At 69.7% G+C, this 19,445-nt stretch carries 13 protein-coding genes; 9 read left to right on the forward strand and 4 right to left on the reverse strand.

Features of this window, described 5'->3' with window-relative positions; genetic code table 11:
- The first annotated feature begins 76 nt into the window (after positions 1-76).
- Positions 77-481: a hypothetical protein gene (locus OG866_RS13415; protein WP_329334503.1), complete on the forward strand. Its 405-nt coding sequence runs from the start codon at positions 77-79 to the stop codon at positions 479-481.
- A gap of 23 nt (positions 482-504) precedes the next feature.
- Positions 505-840 carry a hypothetical protein gene (locus OG866_RS13420; RefSeq protein ID WP_329334504.1) on the forward strand — a complete coding sequence of 112 codons (336 nt, stop codon included), beginning with the start codon at positions 505-507 and terminating at the stop codon, positions 838-840.
- A gap of 75 nt (positions 841-915) precedes the next feature.
- Here the strand turns inward: OG866_RS13420 and OG866_RS13425 are convergent, their stop codons facing one another.
- From OG866_RS13425 to OG866_RS13435, 3 genes are all read right to left on the reverse strand, one after another.
- Positions 916-1,419: a hypothetical protein gene (locus tag OG866_RS13425; RefSeq protein ID WP_329334506.1), complete on the reverse strand. Its 504-nt coding sequence runs from the start codon at positions 1,417-1,419 to the stop codon at positions 916-918.
- Positions 1,420-1,604: 185 nt separating this feature from the next.
- Positions 1,605-4,604 carry a hypothetical protein gene (locus tag OG866_RS13430; RefSeq protein ID WP_329334508.1) on the reverse strand — a complete coding sequence of 1,000 codons (3,000 nt, stop codon included), beginning with the start codon at positions 4,602-4,604 and terminating at the stop codon, positions 1,605-1,607.
- An 8-nt stretch (positions 4,605-4,612) separates the two neighbouring features.
- Entirely contained in the window at positions 4,613-5,137 is a 525-nt protein-coding gene (locus OG866_RS13435; protein ID WP_329334510.1) for a DUF2690 domain-containing protein, read from the reverse strand.
- A 217-nt stretch (positions 5,138-5,354) separates the two neighbouring features.
- Here OG866_RS13435 and OG866_RS13440 point away from each other — a divergent pair, with 217 nt between their 5' ends.
- From OG866_RS13440 to OG866_RS13465, 6 genes are all read left to right on the forward strand, one after another.
- Complete coding sequence (locus OG866_RS13440; RefSeq protein WP_329334512.1) at positions 5,355-7,163, forward strand: ABC transporter ATP-binding protein; 1,809 nt, start codon at positions 5,355-5,357, stop codon at positions 7,161-7,163.
- Positions 7,160-8,920 carry an ABC transporter ATP-binding protein gene (locus OG866_RS13445; protein WP_329334514.1) on the forward strand — a complete coding sequence of 587 codons (1,761 nt, stop codon included), beginning with the start codon at positions 7,160-7,162 and terminating at the stop codon, positions 8,918-8,920. Before OG866_RS13440 ends, OG866_RS13445 begins: the two co-directional genes overlap by 4 nt.
- A gap of 89 nt (positions 8,921-9,009) precedes the next feature.
- Positions 9,010-10,194, forward strand: coding sequence for a hypothetical protein (locus OG866_RS13450; RefSeq protein ID WP_329334516.1), 1,185 nt, complete (start codon positions 9,010-9,012; stop codon positions 10,192-10,194).
- 239 nt (positions 10,195-10,433) lie between these two features.
- Positions 10,434-12,497: a M4 family metallopeptidase gene (locus OG866_RS13455; RefSeq protein WP_329334518.1), complete on the forward strand. Its 2,064-nt coding sequence runs from the start codon at positions 10,434-10,436 to the stop codon at positions 12,495-12,497.
- A gap of 297 nt (positions 12,498-12,794) precedes the next feature.
- Entirely contained in the window at positions 12,795-14,462 is a 1,668-nt protein-coding gene (locus OG866_RS13460) for a M4 family metallopeptidase (protein WP_329334519.1), read from the forward strand.
- Between the two features lie 70 nt (positions 14,463-14,532).
- The gene (locus tag OG866_RS13465) at positions 14,533-15,060 is read left to right on the forward strand and encodes a DUF1990 family protein (RefSeq protein WP_329334520.1); all 528 of its coding nucleotides are present in this window, start codon (positions 14,533-14,535) and stop codon (positions 15,058-15,060) included.
- Between the two features lie 22 nt (positions 15,061-15,082).
- Here OG866_RS13465 and OG866_RS13470 read toward each other — a convergent pair whose 3' ends face one another.
- On the reverse strand, positions 15,083-17,704 hold the full coding sequence (locus OG866_RS13470; protein ID WP_329334522.1) for a glycosyltransferase family 1 protein: 2,622 nt from the start codon (positions 17,702-17,704) through the stop codon (positions 15,083-15,085).
- A 324-nt stretch (positions 17,705-18,028) separates the two neighbouring features.
- Here OG866_RS13470 and OG866_RS13475 point away from each other — a divergent pair, with 324 nt between their 5' ends.
- On the forward strand, positions 18,029-19,231 hold the full coding sequence (locus tag OG866_RS13475; RefSeq protein ID WP_329334523.1) for a S8 family peptidase: 1,203 nt from the start codon (positions 18,029-18,031) through the stop codon (positions 19,229-19,231).
- The last annotated feature ends 214 nt before the right edge of the window (positions 19,232-19,445 follow it).

The following is a 19,445-nucleotide window of genomic DNA, read 5'->3' on the forward strand; positions in this document are numbered from 1 at the left end:
GGCTCTCTCTTCCGCCGGTACCCCGTCGCGGCCCCACCGCGGCGGGGTGCCGGCCCCCGGTTGCCTGGTGGCCCTGATGGCGCCTTTCGTCCTCGTGCTGCTCGCGGCGGGGACGCTCATGATCATGGCTCACCGGCAGAACAGCGCCACCGAGCGCCATGAGAAACAGGCACTGGAGCAGCTGGCCCGGCACGTGGAGTCCTACGAGGACGTGGTGCGGGGCGAGCTGCGGACCGGCGACCCGAGCCGGCCGTGGACGCGAACCGTCGCCCAGCGGAACTACGGCACCCTCGTCTCCTATGTGCGGTCGGACCGGTCGCTGACCACCCTCGTCGAGTTCTTCGCGACCTACGAGGAGACCAGCTTCTTCGGCACCTCGACCGCACGCGCCTACCGCTGCTACTCCTTCCGATTCCAGGAAGGCGCCGAGGGCGGACCGGACAGGACGGCGCTTCCCCTTCAGCAGTGCAATCCCATCTGACCGGACACGACGGAAGAGGAATTTTGAAGAAGGCCCACATATCTCTCGCGGTGCTGGCGTGCACGCTCCTGGCCACCTCGTGCGGGGGAAGTGGCGCACCCGTCGACACGTCCCGTCTGACGGACCGGGAGAAGGAATGGGTGGAGTTCTCCTATGCGCACGAGAAGAACGAGGACGTCAAACGGACATGGGAAGACCTGACCGCTGACGGTGTCAAGGCCTACCTCGACCGGCAGCGTTCCGTCGTGTGCGGCGACACGGCGTCACTGATGCAGAGCCTGAAGGAGGCGGGCTGGGAGGCGGGCGACATGCAGGAGTACAAGGAGAAGTCCGACACACTGATCTGCTCCCCCATCTAGGCGGACCGCCGCGAAGGCAGGTCCCCGCCGACCTCGGCAGGGACCTACGCTCGCTCGATGGGCCGGCCGCCTTCCCTACGCCACCGCACCTCCGAGGATCCTCAGCGAGTACCTGTCGTACGCCCGGTGCAGAATCATCGTCACCGGCCCCGAGACGAACACGCCGCTGACGACGTACTCCTTCTTGTTTCCGGTCTCGGCAACCCTCTTCTTGTACAGGGAATCGGTCTCCCGCTTCGCCTGCTCAAGCCATGAGGACGCCTTTCCGTGGTCGACTCCCGACACGTCGATCCGGGTGCAGGCCGCCAGGAAGTCGACACCGCCGGATTGGTCCGTGCCGGTTCTGCACAGGAGCGAGGACATGTCCTCGTGATCGGCGTATCCCGCCGAGAGCGTCATTGCGTTCCCGCGATGTCCGTGGACGTAGGTTCTCTTCTTTCCGTCGGGCATCTCCTCCTCGACGGGTTTGTCCAGCTTCAGCTTCCAGTCCTTCGAGAGTCCGGCGAGGAAATCCTTTCCGGAGTATCCGGCGGCCATCGTGTCCGCCTCGCCGAAGCTGGGCTGCTGGTCGCTCGTCACCGCGTGCTTGGGCAGCTCGGCGGCCCGCGGCGCGGTCCGCGACGGGGACGGCTCGGCCCGGGGCGCCGCGGCCGTGGTGCGCTCGGACGCTGCCGGCTCGGGGGTGCTCCGGCTGCACGAGACGGCTCCCGCCGTGCCGATGACGACGGTCATCAGCACGACGGGAACACGCAGGGCCGCGCGCATCACACGCCACCGTCGACGAGGTTGCACGGGCCGGGATCGGCGGTGGTGAACGGAACGAAGGCGATCGCGTCGAACACCACGTTGTCGTCCCCGGTGCCGGCGGAGTGGAGGTTGTCCGCCTCGATCCGGCCGCCCTTCCAGAAGCTGAACGTGCCCATCTCGAACCAGGTCTCCTGGCCGTTGCTTCGGGTCCCCTGGTTGACGTTGCAGTAGTCCGGCTTGGCACCGGCCGTGTTGTCGCCCGGGATGAAGTTGTAGCGGACGACCGCTTCGGCGCCGTGGCTGGGCAGATGGACGAAGACCTTGTAGCGCTGCCCGAAGTCGTCTCCGGCGGGGAGCTTGTTCGGGTTGACCTGCCACCGGCCGGTCACCTTGTGGAAGTAGTCGGTGTCCGGGTAGTTGTGCGTGAAGTAGACGTGGTGGTCGTACCCGGCGCCGAGCTGGTGCAGGTCGATGGGGGCGATGTAGGGGGTCGCGCGGTAGGAGCCGTTGTCCCGCTGCGTCGTGATGTTGTCACCGACCTGGAGGGTGAACTTGCCGTCCCAGGCTCCCTCGAAGTCCCCGCAGCCGTAGGTGTCCTCGTGCTCACCGAGGTCATCGACGATGATCGCGTTGGTGTAGACGCTCGGGTGGTCGATGCACGGCCCGTGACCGTACTTGCTCTGGAGTTCGGGCTCGCCCGAGCCGAGGGAGTAACGGAGGGTCTCGGTAGTGGAGTTGGCGGTGCTCTGCGAACCCATCCAGTCCACGCTGCTGTCCCAGTAGCACGCCGCGTCCCAGCTCGGGCAGGGATCGGCCGCGTCCGGGTTGCACGCGTTGACGGACGGGGAGCAGAACGCGTCGAGCGGGGCGACCGTGATGACGTCGAACGGCATGTCCGGTTTGACGTACGACGCCACGCCGTCCCAGGTCATCTGCGGGACTTCCGCCCAGCCCAGGATCTTCTCCTGGTAGCTCCAGTCGCCGGGGTGGGAGGCGTCGTCATAGCTGTAGCGCAGGAAGGGGTCGCGGTCGGCCGGGTACTCGGGCTTGATCGGGTTGTTGAAGTAGCCCAGACCGACGGAACCTGAGGTGTAGACGCCGGAGTTGTAGCCCCACAGCGCCATGTACCAGTTCTCGATGTAGGCGGGGTCGCCGGTGTTGGCGTTCATGCCCAGGGCCTTGAGCTGGTTCCACTTCTCGCCCAGGATCTCCAGGCCGGCGGCGATGTTGGCCGCGTAGTCGGTCGTGATGGCACCGGAGTGCAGGGCGTCGTACTGCTCGGTGTCCTTCTCGGACATACGGGTCGTCACCTGGGCGATGCCGTAGCCGCAGTCGGCTGAGGCCCGGTCGGGGTAGTAGTGGATGCCGTTTCCGTTGCCGAACCAGTCGGACTTGGTGACATTGCCCGAGTCACCGTTCACGGAGTGCCAGGACGCCTGCTTGAAGTTGGACTCCTGGGCGAGGACACCCAGCATGATCTGTGCGGGAATCTCACCTCCACCGGTCAGTTTCGGCTTCGGGAACAGGCCCTGCGGGGTGTAGGCGCCCAGACCGGTGTCGTGCCAGTCCGCGGGGCGGGACATCGTCAGCTCTCCGTGCACGGCCTGGTCGACCGCCCACTCGACCATGTTCGCGCTGGCCTGGAGCGCCTGGCGCTTGGGGTCGTTGCGCTTGACGATGCAGGGGGTCTCCATGTCCGCGATTCTGCCGTGGACCTCCGCTCCGGATCCGGACAGGCACTGCGATTCCGGGCCGCCCTCACCGCAGGTGAGAGGGTCGGTGTCATCGGGGCCGTCCATGACGAACGCGGCCGGGTCCATCGACGACGAGGAATCCGGCTTCGGCCGTTTCCGGTCGGCGTCCACGAGTGTCGTCGCCTTGGCGCCGGTCCTGAGCGCGGTCGCCTTGACGGACAGTGATCCGGCGCCCTTGGCCGAGGGCGAGCCGATCGTGGTGGTGATGCCCTTCATCTGCTCGGAGAACACCGAGTTGGTCACCAGGTGCCCCTGCCGGGAGATCCCGGCCACACGGCCGCTCACCGCGTGCTTGGCGAGCCCCGGTGCCTCGCTGGTGTCGATGCCCGCCACATCGCCGACGACGGCGTCGCCGTCGGCCACCGGGAGGAGTTTCACCTTCCCCTTGGGGGCGCGGCCGAGTTCGGTGAAGTCCTTTCCGTCGAAGCGGGAGATGACGCTGCTCTCGCCGTCGACGGTGCCGATGTCCACGGTGCCGTTCTTCGAGGCGGTCAGGGCGAACATCGGGCCCGGCACCGCGGCGAGTTTGCGGGCGGACAGCTTCTTGCCGTCGCCCTTCAGGTCGACGAGGTCGCTCCCGAGCACGCCGACGGTGCCCTTCTGTGTGGGCGTGACGTGCGTCAGATGGCCCTTGATCGTGCGGCGGGAGGACACGGATCCGGTGGCCGCGTCGACCGTTGTCACGGTCGTCGAGCCGATGGTCCGGTCGGTGGCCGAACTGGAGGTGAAGGCCACCTGGTCGCCGGCTCCGCAGCCGGGTGCGTAGTAGGCCAGTTGCACCCGGTCGGGAATCTCGGTGACCTTGCCGTCGGAGAGCCGGATCACCGCGGCGAACGCGCCGCTCTCGTACGCACCGGGCTCGTTGGACCAGGCCGACGGCGCGTAGACCGCCGCCGCGTAGTTCCCCGATGCCGTGGTGCAGACGTAGCCGGTCCACGGTCCGACCTCGGACAGTTCCTTGCGGTCGAGCCGGGCGATCTCGTAGAAGGAGAACCCGTCGCTCTCCCGCGCCGCGAGGATGTGCAGTCCCTCGGCGTCACCGGTCGCCTGCACGATCTCGTCCGAGGACGAGGCGTAGCCCGAACCCAATTCCTTGCCGGGTGCGGAGAACAGGCGAGGCGTCGTGCCGTCCGCGGCGGTGGGGGCCGTCCGCACGGCGGGGTCCGAGGAGGCCAGGGGGACCAGGGTGGCCGATGCCGCCACCACGCTCAGGGCCAGCAGGGGGTTCGCGGAGAAGTATCTCCTGAGACGTCTGTTGCGCATCTTCTCCCCTACATCCAGTCCGTGCATGAGCCGTGCAGGAGCGGAAGGCTGGCGTCGTTGTTGTTCTTGATGTACCGCAGCGGCGCGGGGTCGAACTGGGCATCGACGTCGTTCCAGCACGCCTTCGCCGTCGTGGCCTTCCAGTTCTGCATCTTGGTGTAGGCACCCGCCACACCGTCGCCGAGAAGGCCGGTCGTGTCGTACTCCTGGATGCCGCCGTCGGGAGCGCGGGTCGTCCACAGCGTCCCGTAGACGTAGTCGGGAGACGTGTCGAGATCGCGTGAGATCTTCGCCCACACCCCCTGGCAGAGCGGCGACCACATCAGCCGCACGGCGACCGACTCGTCCGCCTCGGTCACCTGCTGAAGCAGCTCGGCGTCGTCGTCACACCCCATCGCGATGGGGTCCTTGCCCGCACAGGTGGCCCGGAAGCAGTCGACCGCCGCCGCCGGCGTGGCCTGAATCCCCTGGAAAGCTCCGGCCAGCAGCGACAGAGCTGCCGCTGCCGGCCCCCATCTGCGTATGCCGTGCACACACATCACCTCAGACCCTTCGTCAATTGACCAATACATGACATGTTCGACCGTGGCCTCCACCGACCGACCAACAAGATCCCACAGGAACACCCACACTGGTGGTGGGTTCATCAAGTCGTCCACAAGTCGTGGTCCGGACCCGTGCATTGCCCGCGCAACCGTGCGGTTGACGTATCGGCAGCGACGAAACGGCAGTACGACGCCAGGGGGACGAGTGATCGACGCGTACGAGGATCCCGGCACACCCGACCGCCGGGGCGGCTGGCACTTCCTGTGGTGGCTCGTGCGCTGCCAGCCGGGCCGCTCCGCCCTCGGGGCGCTGATCGCCAGCACCTGGATGGTGCTGCTGGCGGCGACGCCGTACCTGATGGCGAAGGCGATCGACGAGGGCCTGGAGCCGGGCGACCTCGGCCTGCTCACCGCCTGGTCGGCCGCGCTGTTCCTGGTCGGCGCCTTCAACGCGTGGCTGAGCATCATGCGGCACCGCACGATGACCCGGGTCCGGATGGACGCCAACTTCCGTACGGTGAAGGTGGTCGTGGGCCACGCGGTCCGGCTGGGCGCCGCGCTCTCCCGCCGGGCGGGCGCCGGGGAGGTCGTCACCATCGGGGTGGGCGACGTACAGACGATCGCCTCCGCGCTGACCGTGGTCGGCCCAGGCGTCGGGGCGGTGATCGCCTATCTCGCGGTCGCCGGACTCCTCGTCTCGGTCTCACCGCTGATCGCCGTGGTCGTCCTGCTCGGCATGCCGCTGATCGTCGGCGTGGTCGGCCCGCTCCTCACCCGCCTCCAGGGCACCGAGACCGAGTACCGCGAACGCCAGGGCATCCTCACCGCCCGCATCGCCGACCTCGCGGGCGGCCTGCGCGTCCTCAACGGCCTCGGCGGCAAGGGCCTGTTCGCCGACGCCTTCCGGCGCGACTCCGGGCGGCTGCGCGAACAGGGCTACCGGGTCGGCGCGGTGACCAGCTGGGTCCAGGCCCTCGGCGTCGGCCTTCCGACGCTCTTCCTCGCGGTGGTGACCTGGCTGGCGGCCCGCCTGGCCGCCCAGGGGCACATCAGCATCGGCGAGTTGGTGTCCGTGTACGGCTATGTCGCCGTCCTGGTGGGCCCGGTGGCGTTCTGGGTCGAGTGCGGTTACATGCTGAGCCGGGGTGTGGTGGCGGCACGCAGGGTCGTACGTTTCCTGAACCTGGAGCCGATGGAGGACAGGGGCACGCGAGACGCCCCGGCAGAACCCTCACCCCTGCACGACCCGGAGTCGGGGGTACGGATCCTGCCGGGCCGGTTGACGGCCTTGGCGGGGGCCGTTCCTGCGGACGCAGCGGCGGTCATGGACCGCTTGGGCCGATATGTGGCGTCGAGGGCGACGTGGGGCGAAGTACCGCTGGACGAAATCGTCTTGGCACAGATCAGACAGCGCATCCTGGTGGCGGACCACGAGGCGGACGTGTTCGCAGGCACCCTGCACGAGGTGATCGGCGGTGCGTACAGGGCTTTCAGGGGCGCGGGGCTGTATCGATCTGCGGCTCCGCCGCGGGGCGCGACAAACCACGACGGCGCCGCACCCGCCACCCCACCCCACGAGGCACCCCCTGAGGCGCACACAACCCAAGCCCTCCACACAGCCGCGGCGGAAGACATCGTCCAGTCCCTCCCCGACGCCCTCGACTCCCCCATAGACGCGAACGCCCGCAACCTCTCCGGCGGCCAACGCCAACGCATCCGCCTCGCAAGAGCCCTCGCCGCCGACCCAGAGGTACTCCTCGCCATAGAACCCACCTCGGCCCTGGACGCCCACACAGAGGCCCGAGTAGCCACCCGCCTCAAAGCAGCCCGCACCGGCCGCACCACCGTCGTCACCACCACGTCCCCCCTCGTCCTGGCCCACGCGGACACCGTCATCCACCTGGTGGACGGCAAGGTCGCGGCCACCGGCACCCACCGCGACCTCCTGGACACCGACCCGGCGTACAGGGCCCTCGTCGCGAGGGACACCGACACAGAGGAGGCCGTACGGTGACGAATTCCGGCCACCTCCCCGTAGCCGACCCCGCCGACGTCCGCCGCGCGGCGCGCCGCCTCATCCGCGCCGACCGACGCGCCTTCGCCGCCACGCTCGCCCTCAACGCGGCCACGGCCGTCGCAGGACTGGGCGGCCCCTGGCTGCTGGGCCGCATCATCGACGAGGTGCGGGCGAAGGCCGGCGTCGGCGCGGTGGACCGCCTCGCCCTCGCCCTCCTCCTCTGCGCCGTGGCGGAGCTGCTGCTCGCCCGCTGGGCCCGCTTCGTCGGCCACCGCTTCGGCGAACGCACCCTCGCCCGGGTACGCGAGGAGTTCGTGGACCGCACGCTCGCCCTGCCCGCGTCGACGGTCGAGAGGGCGGGCACCGGTGACCTCACGGCACGTGGCACCGCCGACGTCTCCACCGTCGGCACCACCCTGCGCGACGCCGGTCCCGACCTCCTCATCAACGCGGTCCGTTTCCTGATCGCGCTCGTCGCGGTGTTCGTGCTCGCCCCGCTGCTCGGCGTGGTCGGCCTGTTCTGCCTGGCGCCGATCTGGCTCGCCCTGCGCTGGTATCTGCGCCGGGCCCGGGACGGCTATCTGGCCGAGGGCGCGGCCACGTCGGACGTCGCCGAGATCGTCGCGTCGACCGCGTCGGGGGCGCGCACGGTGGAGGCGCTGCGGCTGGAGGGGGAGCGGATCGCGGCGAGCCGGGACGCGCTCGCGACCGCGCGCCGCACCCGCCTCCACACCCTCTACCTGCGCAGCGTGTTCTTCCCGTCGGTCGAGGTGTCGTACGTCCTGCCGATCGCCGGGGTCCTGATCGTCGGCGGTGTGCTGCACACGCGCGGGGCGATGAGCCTGGGGGCCGTGGTCGCGGCGGCCCTGTATCTTCAGCAGCTCACCGGCCCCCTGGACCAGATCCTGGTCCGGGTCGAGCAACTCCAGAGCAGCGGCGCCTCGTTCGCCCGGGTGGAGGGTCTCGCCCGAGCCCCGCACGCCGTCCACGGCGACTCCCCGGCCCCCGCCGACGACCGTATCGACGTGACCGGGGTGCGCTACTCCTACGGCCGGGGCGGCGAGGTGCTGCACGGGGTGGACCTGACCGTGCGGCCCGGGGAGCGGCTGGCGATCGTCGGTCCGTCCGGTGCGGGGAAGACCACGCTCAGCCGGCTGCTGGCGGGCGTCGACGCGCCCACCGAGGGCACGGTGACCGTCGGCGGCGTCCCGGTCGGCGCGCTCGGTCCCGAACAGCTGCGCCGCCAGGTCGTGCTGGTCACCCAGGAGCACCATGTGTTCCTGGGCACGGTCCGGGACAACCTCCGTATCGCCGAACCCGACGCCGGGGACGAGGAGTTGTGGGCTGCGCTGGCCACCGTCGGCGCGGATGCCTGGGTGCGTGAGCTGCCCGACGGCCTCGACACCCCGCTCGGGGAGGGCGGTTGCCGCACGGACGGCTCGCAGGCCCAGCAACTCGCGCTGGCCCGCGTGGTGCTGGCCGACCCGCACACGCTGATCCTCGACGAGGCGACGGCGTTGCTGGACCCGACGACGGCTCGGCACACCGAGCGCGCGCTGGCCGCCGTACTGGAGGGCCGTACCGTCATCGCGATCGCGCACCGGCTGCACACCGCGCACGACGCGGACCGGGTGGCGGTGATGGCGGACGGCCTGCTCACCGAGCTCGGCACGCACGAGGAGCTGGTGGCGGCGGACGGGGCGTACGCGGCGCTGTGGCACTCGTGGCACGGGGACCGGTCGACACCGCTCTGACCTGGGAGTGACATTCAACTTCTGTCACTTCACGGCACTTTGAAACTTGTGGCGGCGATTCAGAGTGCCCGGCCTCTAACCTCCCGGCCATGAGGGGACGCGGCGCGTACGGCCCGCTGGGCCAGGCGGTACTGGTGGTGTACTGGGCTCTGGCCCCGGTGTCGTTCGTGTGGGCCGGGTGGTGGTGCGGGGTCAACGGCTGGGTGGTGGGTGGGCTGGTCCTGGCCACGGTTGTGGTGCGGCCGGTCCACTTCGGTCCGCTCACGCGGATCGTGTTCGTGGTGCCGACGATGGCGTTCTGGATGTTGCTGCCGAAGGAGTTCCTCGCACCCTGTGCGCTCTGGATGAGGGGCTTTCCCTTCATGGTCGGATACACCCTGTGGACGTGGCTCGACCCGGTCCCGTTCGTCCTCCGGCTGTTCCTGCTGCCGCTGCTGGTGGCGGTCACCCTGGCGGTGACCTTCGTCGCGTGCACGCTGGGTTTCCTGCTGACGCTCCCGTTGTTCGGGCTCTTCCACGCGGAGAACCACTGCCGCCAAGCGGCCCGGGACCGTGCGGCCGAGCGCATTCTGCGGCAGGCGCTAGCCCATCCGGGAGCGGGCGGCGACGTTCCCCGGTTCTCGCTGTATCTGCGGCCGTTCAAGACCTCCGGGAAGGTCGACACCCGGGTCACCGGCGTCCAGGGGGCGCCCGGCACCCAGCCCGGCAACGTTCAGCTGGACCTGGAGTCGGTACTGGCGGGCGCCTTTCCCGCGCATCGTCCGCTCATCGCGGCCGGCGGGCCGGGGCGGCTGCTGTCGACCACGCCGAAGCACTCCGTCTCCTGGCCCGTCTCCTTCACCTGGGGCGCGCCCGGCACGGGCAAGTTCCGCTGCACGGACCGGAACTGGAAGGAGCGGGTGAGCGTGCTGGCCCGCCACGCCGACCTCATCGTCATCGTGCCGCTGGCCTTCAAGGGGACGATGTGGGAGATCCAATGGCTGCGGGAGCAGGGGCTTCTTCACAAGTGCGTGTTCTTCATGCCGCCCTCGCCGCAGGGCTCCGACTCCTATCGCGAACAGTGGAGGAAGGTCCGGCCGTTCCTCCGCCGGCTGGGCCTGCACGCCCCTGAGTACGACTCCGACGGCCGGCTGCTCGTCGTAGGGGACGACGACGGTCTCATGACCACACCCCCCGCCCTGCTGAGCAAGGCGCTGCCCGGCTCCCTGCCGCTCCTCATCGACTTCGCGCGCCTTCGGACCCGAACGGGCCGACGCGCCATGAACTCCGCATAACGAACATGAACTCCCGGACAACGGACGATTTCCAGCCAACTTGCTGACGCGGTCCTGACAGAAACCGCAAACTCCTGCGACTCTTCCCACGGCCAGGACACAGCAACCCCACAGCACCTGCACAGTGCTGTGTTCGCGGCCGAACTCCCGCACGCGCAATGCCTGTTCTGCCCGGCCGGCCCACCAACCGACCGGTCTCCCCCGGCCGCGCGACCCGCGGCCCGCTGAAGGAGTCAGTGTTGAGAGAGAGTTCCTCCCACAGACGCACCTCCCACACCGCATCGCGCACCACTCTGCACCGCCGGGCCGCCGCTGTCGCGCTCGTCGGTGTGTCCGCCCTGATCGCCGCGGCCGTCCAGTCGGGCGCCGCGTCCGCGGCCCCGGAGAAGGCACCGTCGGCCGCGGGCAAGGTCATACCGGGCGCCGAGTCGGTCAAGCTGACGCCCGCCCAGCGTGCCGAGCTGCTGCGCACGGCCAACGTCGGCAAGGCGGACACGGCCAGGGAACTCGGCCTGGGCGCCAAGGAGAAGCTGGTCGTCCGTGACGTCGTCAAGGACGGCAACGGCACGGTCCACACACGCTACGAGCGCACCTACGACGGTCTGCCCGTCCTCGGCGGCGACCTGGTCGTCACGAGCACCAAGGCCGACGCCACCGCGGCCGTCACCAAGGCGACCCGCGCCACCATCAAGGTGGCCTCGGTGAAGCCGCAGCTGTCGACCGCCAAGGCGGAGCGGCAGGCGCTGAGCGCGGCCAAGGCGGAGAAGGCCAAGAGCCCCGACGTCAGCCACGCCCCGCGCAAGGTGATCTGGGCGGCCGACGGCAGGCCGACGCTCGCCTACGAGACGGTCGTGGGCGGCTTCCAGCACGACGGCACCCCGCAGGAGCTGCACGTCATCACCGACGCGGCGACCGGCGCGCAGCTGTACTCATGGGAGGCCATCGAGACCGGCACCGGCAACACGGTGTACTCGGGGACGGTCAACCTGACGACGACACAGTCGGGTTCGACGTACAACCTCACCGACGGCGCCCGCGGCGGTCACAAGACGTACAACCTCAACCGCGGCACCTCCGGCACCGGCACGCTGTTCTCCGGCCCCGACGACGTCTGGGGCAACGGCAGCGCGTCGAACGCGGAGTCGGCGGCGGCGGACGCGCACTACGGTGCCGCGCTGACGTGGGACTACTACAAGAACATCCACGGCCGCAGCGGCATCCGCGGTGACGGGGTGGCGGCCTACAGCCGCGTGCACTACGGCAACCAGTACGTCAACGCGTTCTGGGACGACAGCTGCTTCTGCATGACCTACGGCGACGGCACGGGCAACACCAACCCGCTCGTGTCGATCGACGTGGCCGGCCACGAGATGACACACGGCGTCACCTCCAACACCGCGGGCCTCAACTACAGCGGTGAGTCCGGCGGTCTGAACGAGGCCACGTCCGACATCTTCGGCACGGCGGTCGAGTTCTACGCGGCGAACTCCAGCGACGTCGGTGACTACCTCATCGGCGAGGAGATCAACATCAACGGCGACGGCACGCCGTTGCGCTACATGGACAAGCCGAGCAAGGACGGCGCGTCGAAGGACAGTTGGTACTCCGGTATCGGCTCGGTCGACGTCCACTACTCCTCGGGCCCGGCCAACCACTTCTTCTACATGCTGTCCGAGGGCAGCGGCGCCAAGGTCATCAACGGCGTCAGCTACAACTCGCCCACCTCGGACGGTCTCCCGGTCACCGGCATCGGCCGCGACAAGGCGGAGAAGATCTGGTTCCGCGCGCTGACCACGAAGTTCACCTCCACCACCAACTACGCGGCGGCCCGCACGGGCACCCTCGCGGCGGCCGGTGAGCTGTACGGCACCACGAGCGCCGAGTACAAGGCGGTGCAGGACGCGTGGGCGGCCGTCGCGGTCGGTTCGCGCTCCGGTGGCGGTGGCGGCGGAGGCACGTCCTTCGAGAACACCGCCGACGTATCGATTCCGGACAACGGGGCCGCGGTGACCTCGTCGATCACGGTCTCCGGGCGGACGGGCAACGCGCCCTCCAACCTCCAGGTCGCGGTCGACATCGTGCACACCTACATCGGTGACCTCCAGGTCCAGCTGGTCGCCCCCGACGGCTCGGCGTACACCCTGAAGGCGTACGGCACCGGTGGCAGCGCGGACAACATCAACACCACGTACACCGTGAACGCTTCCTCCGAAGTCGCCAACGGGACCTGGAAGTTGAGGGTCCAGGACAACGCGGCCATCGACACCGGCTACATCAACAGCTGGAAGATCACCTTCCCGTAGGCCGTCACCTTCTGAGGCCTCCTGGACAGGGCGCCGCCCCGGTGGTTCGACTCCCCGGGGCGGCGCCCTCTTTTTGCCGTCCGCTTACCGGCGGCTTGTTGGGCCTTTGCCGAGGTCAAGTCGCTTTACATGGCGGCAACATTCACCCGACAGTCGACTTTCGGCCAACATCACTTCAGGGTCCTGACATGTACGCGCCCTTGGTGCCAGGCTTCCTCACACCCGCCGCACAACTTCACAACTACCCCGGGCCGACTACCCCAACGTCAGTCCGGGCTCCCCCACGAAGGAGCTTGTGTGACCCCCGTCTACGCGCGTCACAAGCGCACCACTCTGGCCATCGCCACCGCCGTTGCCGCCGGAGCCCTCCTCACCACCGGTCTGGCCACCGGTACCGCCGCCGCCCAGACCCCGGCGGAGACAAGCGGCAAGGCCACCCTCGCCGCTGCGCCCCTCCAGCTGTCCCCGGCCGCACGCACCACGCTCATCAAGCAGCAGCAGGCCGGCGCCGCCGACACCGCCGCGGAGATAGGCCTCGGCGCCAAGGAGAAGCTGGTCGTCAAGGACGTCGTCAAGGACGCCGACGGAACGGTCCACACCCGTTACGAGCGCACCTACGGCGGTCTGCCGGTCCTCGGCGGCGACCTGGTCGTCCACGAGTCCAAGTCCGGTGCGACCAAGGGCGTCTCCAGAGCGACGACCAAGAGCATCAAGGTCGCCTCGCTGACCCCGAAGCTCACCGTCGCCAAGGCGGAGAAGCAGGCGCTGACCGCCGCCAAGGCCGCGGGCTCGGAGAAGACCGCCGCCGACGGCGCGCGCAAGGTCATCTGGGCCGGCTCGGGCACCCCCGTCCTCGCCTACGAGACCGTCGTCGGCGGCTTCCAGGACGACGGCACCCCGAACCAGCTGCACGTCATCACCGACGCCGCCACCGGCAAGAAGCTCTTCGAGTACCAGGGCATCGAGAACGCCACCGGCACCGGCAAGAGCCTCTACTCGGGCACGGTCAGCCTGGAGACCACCCTGTCGGGCTCGACGTACCAGCTGACCGACGGCACCCGCGGCGGCCACAAGACGTACAACAAGGCCCACGCCACCACCTCCTCCGCGGGCACGCTGTTCACGGACGCCGACAACACGTGGGGCACCGGCGCGGCCTCCAGCTCCACCACCGACCAGACCGCGGCCGTCGACGCCGCCTACGGCGCGGCGAAGACCTGGGACTTCTACAAGTCCACCTTCGGCCGGAGCGGCATCAAGAACAACGGTGTCGCCGCCTACTCGCGTGTGCACTACGGCAACCAGTACGTGAACGCGTTCTGGGACGACAGCTGCTTCTGCATGACGTACGGCGACGGCGAGGGCAACGTCAGCCCGCTGACCTCGCTCGACGTGGCCGGCCACGAGATGAGCCACGGCGTCACCTCGAACACGGCGGGCCTGAACTACTCCGGCGAGTCCGGTGGCCTCAACGAGGCGACCTCGGACATCTTCGGCACAGGTGTCGAGTTCTACGCGGCCAACTCCAGCGACGTCGGTGACTACCTCATCGGCGAGGAGATCGACATCAACGGCGACGGCACCCCGCTGCGCTACATGGACCAGCCCAGCAAGGACGGCGGCTCCGCCAACTACTGGTCCTCGTCGGTCGGCAACCTGGACGTCCACTACTCGTCCGGTGTCGCGAACCACTTCTTCTACCTCCTCTCGGAGGGCAGCGGTTCGAAGACGATCAACGGCGTCAGCTACAACTCGCCGACCTACAACGGCTCCGCCGTCACCGGCATCGGCCGCGCCAAGGCGCTCCAGATCTGGTACAAGGCGCTGACGACGTACTTCACGTCGACGACCAACTACAAGTCGGCGCGCACGGGCACCCTGTCCGCGGCGGCCGCCCTGTACGGCTCCGGCAGCACCGAGTACAACGCGGTCGCGGCGGCCTGGACGGCCGTGAACGTGAGCTAGCCCGAGGGGGGTCCGACGGGCGGCACCCGGGAGGAAGGCGTTCCGGGGTGCCGCCCTACCCTTGTCTCCCATGCCGTCGAATGAGCCCCCGAGCCCCTTCACCTACACCGACGTGGGCGCGACCCGCCGCCCCGGCTTCTGCCCCCCGGACTTCCACCCCCTCCACGTCCGCACCCGCATAGGCGAGGGCCACGATGTCTTCGACCGCGCCTCGGAAGCGGTCCTGACCTGGGAGATGCACCGCGCGATGGGCGTGGGCATCGACGCGGCGGCGGACCGGGCGGCCCCGGACGTGGATGTCACGGTCACCCTGGCCGGGGTCATCAAGGCCCCCTGCCGGGTGGTGTGGACGGTCGAGGAACCGCGCCGGGCGGGCTGGGCCTACGGGACGCTTTCCGGCCACCCGGAGTGCGGCGAGGAATCCTTCGTCGTGGACCGCACGGGGGACGGCACGGTGTGGCTGACGGTGTCCGCCTTCAGCCGGGGCGCCAAGTGGTACGCGAAGGCGGGCGGACCGGCGACGCGCGGGCTCCAGCACGCCTACGCGCGCCGCTGCGGAGTGGTCCTGCGCCGGTTGTCCGGCGGGGAGGAGGACTGAGCCGGGCCCAGTCCTCCGGCCGTCACCGCATCAGCACCCCCGCAGCCTCCACCGCCTCCTCGGAAGGCACCGCCAGCAGCCCCAACTCCGCCCCGGAGGCGAGCAGCCGGTGCGCCGGCAGAATGCGGACGGTGTACCCGAAGGGCCCCGTGCGGTCGAGGGACAGCGGCCCCTCGTACACCCACCGCCCCTCCGGATCAGGCCCGCCGACCGGCTTCAGGGGCACGGTCAGCGCGTCCGCGATCCGGTCCTCCTCGTCGACCCGGCCCGACAGGGCCTGGACGTCCACGTCCTCGGGGCCGAGCTCCCCCAGGCCGACCCGGACCCGCAGCCCCAGCGTCGTCCCCAGCTCCGCCGTCGCGGTCGTCACGGACGTCTCCACATGGTCGACGGTCACGCCCTGCCACGCCGAGCGGACCCGTGCCTTCCAGCCCGCCAGCTCCCGCGCCGCCTCCGGATGCATCGCGCGGTGCGCGTGCGCGGCCGGGGTGTAGAGGCGCTCCACGTACTCGCGGACCATGCGTCCGGCCAGCACCTTGGGGCCGAGCAGGGTCAGCGTCTGGCGGACCATCTCGATCCAGCGGTCGGGCAGACCGCCCTGGCCGCGCTCGTAGAAGCGGGGGGTGACCCGCTGTTCCAGCAGGTCGTACAGGGCCGCGGCCTCTATGTCGTCCCGGTGGTCGGGATCCGTGCCCGTCCCGTCCGCCGTCGGGATCGCCCAGCCGAAGTCCGGCTGGAACCATTCGTCCCACCAGCCGTCCAGCACCGACAGGTTGAGGCAGCCGTTCAGCGCCGCCTTCATGCCGGACGTGCCGCAGGCCTCCAGCGGGCGCAGCGGGTTGTTGAGCCAGATGTCGCAGCCCGGGTAGAGCTTCTGCGCCATCGCCATGCCGTAGTCCGGCAGGAAGACGAGGCGATGGCGGACCCGCGGGTCGTCCGCGAACCGCACCAGCTCCTGCACCAGCCGCTTCCCGCCGTCGTCCGCCGGGTGCGCCTTGCCCGCCACCACGATCTGGATCGGCCGCTCGGGGTGGAGGAGCAGCTCCATCAGACGGTCGCGGTCGCGCAGCATGAGGGTCAGTCGCTTGTACGACGGGACCCTGCGCGCGAATCCGATCGTCAGGACGTCCGGGTCCAGCACCCCGTCGATCCACCCCAGCTCCGCGCTGCCCGCGCCCCGTTGCCGCCAGGACGCGTGCAGCCGCCGCCGTACCTCCACCCCCAGCTGCTCGCGCAGGTTCCGCCGCAGCTCCCAGATGTCCTGGTCCGGGATCTCGCCCACCGCGTCCCAGCGGTCCGAGGCGCCGACGGTCAGCGCGTCCTCGGTGCGCTGGGCGCCGATCTGCCGGGCACCGAGGCGGAAGACCTCCGGGGCGACCCAGGTCGGAGCGTGCACCCCGTTCGTCACGGACGTGATCGGAACCTCGTCCGCGTCGAAGCCCGGCCACAGGCCGGAGAACATCTCGCGGCTCACCTGGCCGTGCAGCAGCGAGACCCCGTTCGCCCGCTGTCCCAGCCGTAGGCCCATCACCGCCATGTTGAAGAGGTTCGGCTCGCCTCCCGGGTACGTCTCCATGCCCAGGCGCAGGACGTGCTCCACGTCGATGCCGGGGAGTTCGGCGTCGGGGCCGAAGTGGTGGGCGACCAGTTCGCGGTCGAAGCGGTCGATGCCGGCGGGGACGGGGGTGTGGGTGGTGAAGACCGTTCCGGCCCGGACCGACTCCAGTGCCGCGTCGAAGTCCAGCCCTTCGGCGACACACAGTTCGGCGATCCGCTCCAGGCCCAGGAAGCCCGCGTGCCCCTCGTTGGTGTGGAAGACCTCGGGCTGGGGGTGGCCGGTCAGGCGGCAGTACGTCCGCACCGCCCGTACCCCGCCGATGCCCAGCAGCATCTCCTGGAGCAGCCGGTGTTCGCTGCCGCCGCCGTACAGCCGGTCGGTCACTCCCCGCTCGCCGAGGTCGTTCTCCTCGACGTCCGAGTCGAGCATCAGCAGCGGCACCCTGCCCACCTGGGCCAGCCAGACACGGGCGTGCAGCTGCTTGCCGCCGGGCAGGGCCAGGGACACCTGCGTGGGGGTGCCGTCCGCCTCCCGCAGCAGCGCCACCGGCAGCTCGTTGGGGTCGAGGACGGGGTAGTGCTCCTGCTGCCAGCCGTCCCGGGAGAGGGACTGGCGGAAGTAGCCGTGCCGGTAGAGCAGGCCCACACCGATCAGCGGTACGCCGAGGTCGCTGGCCGCCTTCAGATGGTCACCGGCCAGGATGCCCAGGCCGCCGGAGTACTGCGGGAGCGCGGCCGTGATGCCGAACTCGGGTGAGAAGTAGGCGACGGCGGCGGGGAGTTCGCCGGGCTGGACCTGGTACCAGCGCTCGCCGGAGACATAGTCGTGGAGATCGTCGGTGACCGCCGTCAGCCGGCGCAGGAAGCGGCGGTCCTCCGCCAGCTCCGCGAGCCGCCGGGGCGGCACGCTGCCCAGCAGCCGTACGGGGTCGCCGCCGGAGGCGGCCCACTGCTCGGGGTCGACCGACTGGAAGAGGTCGCGGGTCTCCGTGTGCCAGGACCAGCGCAGATTGCGCGCCAGGTCGCTCAGCGGGCGGAGGGGTTCGGGGAGTACGGGTCGGACGGTGAAACGACGGATAGCCTTCATTGCCACTGCCACCTCGTCAGGCGTCTCGTCAGGCGTGCGGAAGCGGACGCACCGCGTTGTGCGTCCCGTCGTCGACACCGACGGTATCGGTGAGGGGCCTCCGTAACCACGGTGCCGTGGAAGCAGGCAGAACGGAATCAGACCAGAAATCGCCGCAACCTTCACGCGCCCCCCATGGCCGATATGGCCGATTCCGCCCCCGTAGGCGTCCTTGTGGTGACTTCACACCCCACGAGAGGCTGCACATGGCGTACCGGTCACCCGCCGGTGACTCCTGGCGCACCACGACCGCCGTACGCCGAGCCAAGGAGGGGAACTCACACCATGGCACGGACGCGAACCCGGCGTCTGCGCCGGGCGGGTGGCTTGACCGCGGTGGCCTGTGCCGCCGCGCTTTCGGCCATGACCCTGCCCGCGCAGGCCGCACCGGAGGGGCGGATACTCGGCGCCGGAGCCCCGGGCTCCGTCGGCGGGAGTTACCTGGTGACACTCAAGGGGGGTACGGAGGCTCCGTCATCGGCGGGAAAGAGCCTCGCCGAGAAGTACGGGGCGAAAATCAGCCACACCTACGGCACGGTCCTCAACGGCTATGCGATCAGGGCTGACGAGAGACAGGCGAGGCTCCTCGCGTCGGACTCCCGGGTCGCCTCGGTCGTCCAGGACACCCGGGTGACCCTCGACCGCACCCAGCCGAACCCGCCGTCCTGGGGCATCGACCGCGTCGACCAGCACGATCTCCCGCTGGACAAGAGCTACACCTGGCCGGATTCCGCGGGCGACGGCGTCACGGTGTACGTCATCGACACCGGCATCCGCATCTCGCACAAGGACTTCGGCGGACGGGCGGCTTACGGCTGGGACTTCGTCGGCAACGACAAGTACGCCGGTGACGGCAACGGCCACGGCACGCATGTCGCCGGTACCGTCGCGGGCACCAGATACGGCGTCGCCAAGCAGGCCGAGGTCGTCGCCGTCCGTGTCCTCGACAACGCCGGATCCGGTACGACGGCCCAGGTCATCGCCGGCATCGACTGGGTCACCAAGCACGCGAGGAAGCCCGCCGTCGCCAATCTCAGCCTCGGCGGTTCCCACAACGCCCAACTCGACGCCGCCGTACGCAACTCGATCAAGTCCGGTGTCACCTACGCGGTCGCGGCGGGCAACGACGGGCTGCCGGCCGGCCTCTACTCCCCCGCGGACGTGAAACAGGCGATCACGGTCGGCGCGACCGACTCCACGGACACCCGGGCGAGCTTCTCCAACTACGGCTCCGCCCTTGACCTGTTCGCCCCGGGCGTCGCGATCACGTCATCTTCCAACAAGGGTGACAGGGCCAAGGCGACCTACTCGGGTACGTCGATGGCGACCCCGCACGCCGCGGGGGCGGCCGCGCTCTATCTGGCCGACCACCCGAAGGCCACGCCCGCTCAGGTGTCGAAGGCGCTGGTCACGCTGGCGGCGTCCGGCGAGGTCTCCGGACGCGGGCTCGGTTCACCGGACAGACTCCTACAGGTTCCGGGCTCGTAGCACGCGTGGGCGAGGCTTCAGGCACGGTACGCGGACACCGGTCCCGTTCGTTTCGGACGGGGCCGGTCTTGTGTGTAGACATACGCGTGAGTAGTTAACAAAGTGCCGGATTGCCCACCCGAATAGGGTGGGAAGGCTCCTCCGGTACACCCCCAGCCACATCACGGGAACACACGGCACCACTCGGGATCACCACGCAGGACCCACCTCCCCA

The sequence above is a fragment of the Streptomyces sp. NBC_00663 genome, assembly GCF_036226885.1.
In the GTDB taxonomy this organism is placed as follows: Bacteria; Actinomycetota; Actinomycetes; order Streptomycetales; family Streptomycetaceae; genus Streptomyces.

Bases quoted from the DNA above. Each gene is read 5' to 3' on its own strand.
- OG866_RS13415 (WP_329334503.1), top strand. From the start codon at position 77: ATGGCGCCTTTCGTCCTCGTGCTGCTCGCGGCGGGGACGCTCATGATC.
- OG866_RS13430 (WP_329334508.1), bottom strand. From the start codon at position 4,604: ATGCGCAACAGACGTCTCAGGAGATACTTCTCCGCGAACCCCCTGCTG.
- OG866_RS13450 (WP_329334516.1), top strand. From the start codon at position 9,010: ATGAGGGGACGCGGCGCGTACGGCCCGCTGGGCCAGGCGGTACTGGTG.
- OG866_RS13465 (WP_329334520.1), top strand. From the start codon at position 14,533: ATGCCGTCGAATGAGCCCCCGAGCCCCTTCACCTACACCGACGTGGGC.
- OG866_RS13470 (WP_329334522.1), bottom strand. From the start codon at position 17,704: ATGAAGGCTATCCGTCGTTTCACCGTCCGACCCGTACTCCCCGAACCC.
- OG866_RS13475 (WP_329334523.1), top strand. From the start codon at position 18,029: ATGGCACGGACGCGAACCCGGCGTCTGCGCCGGGCGGGTGGCTTGACC.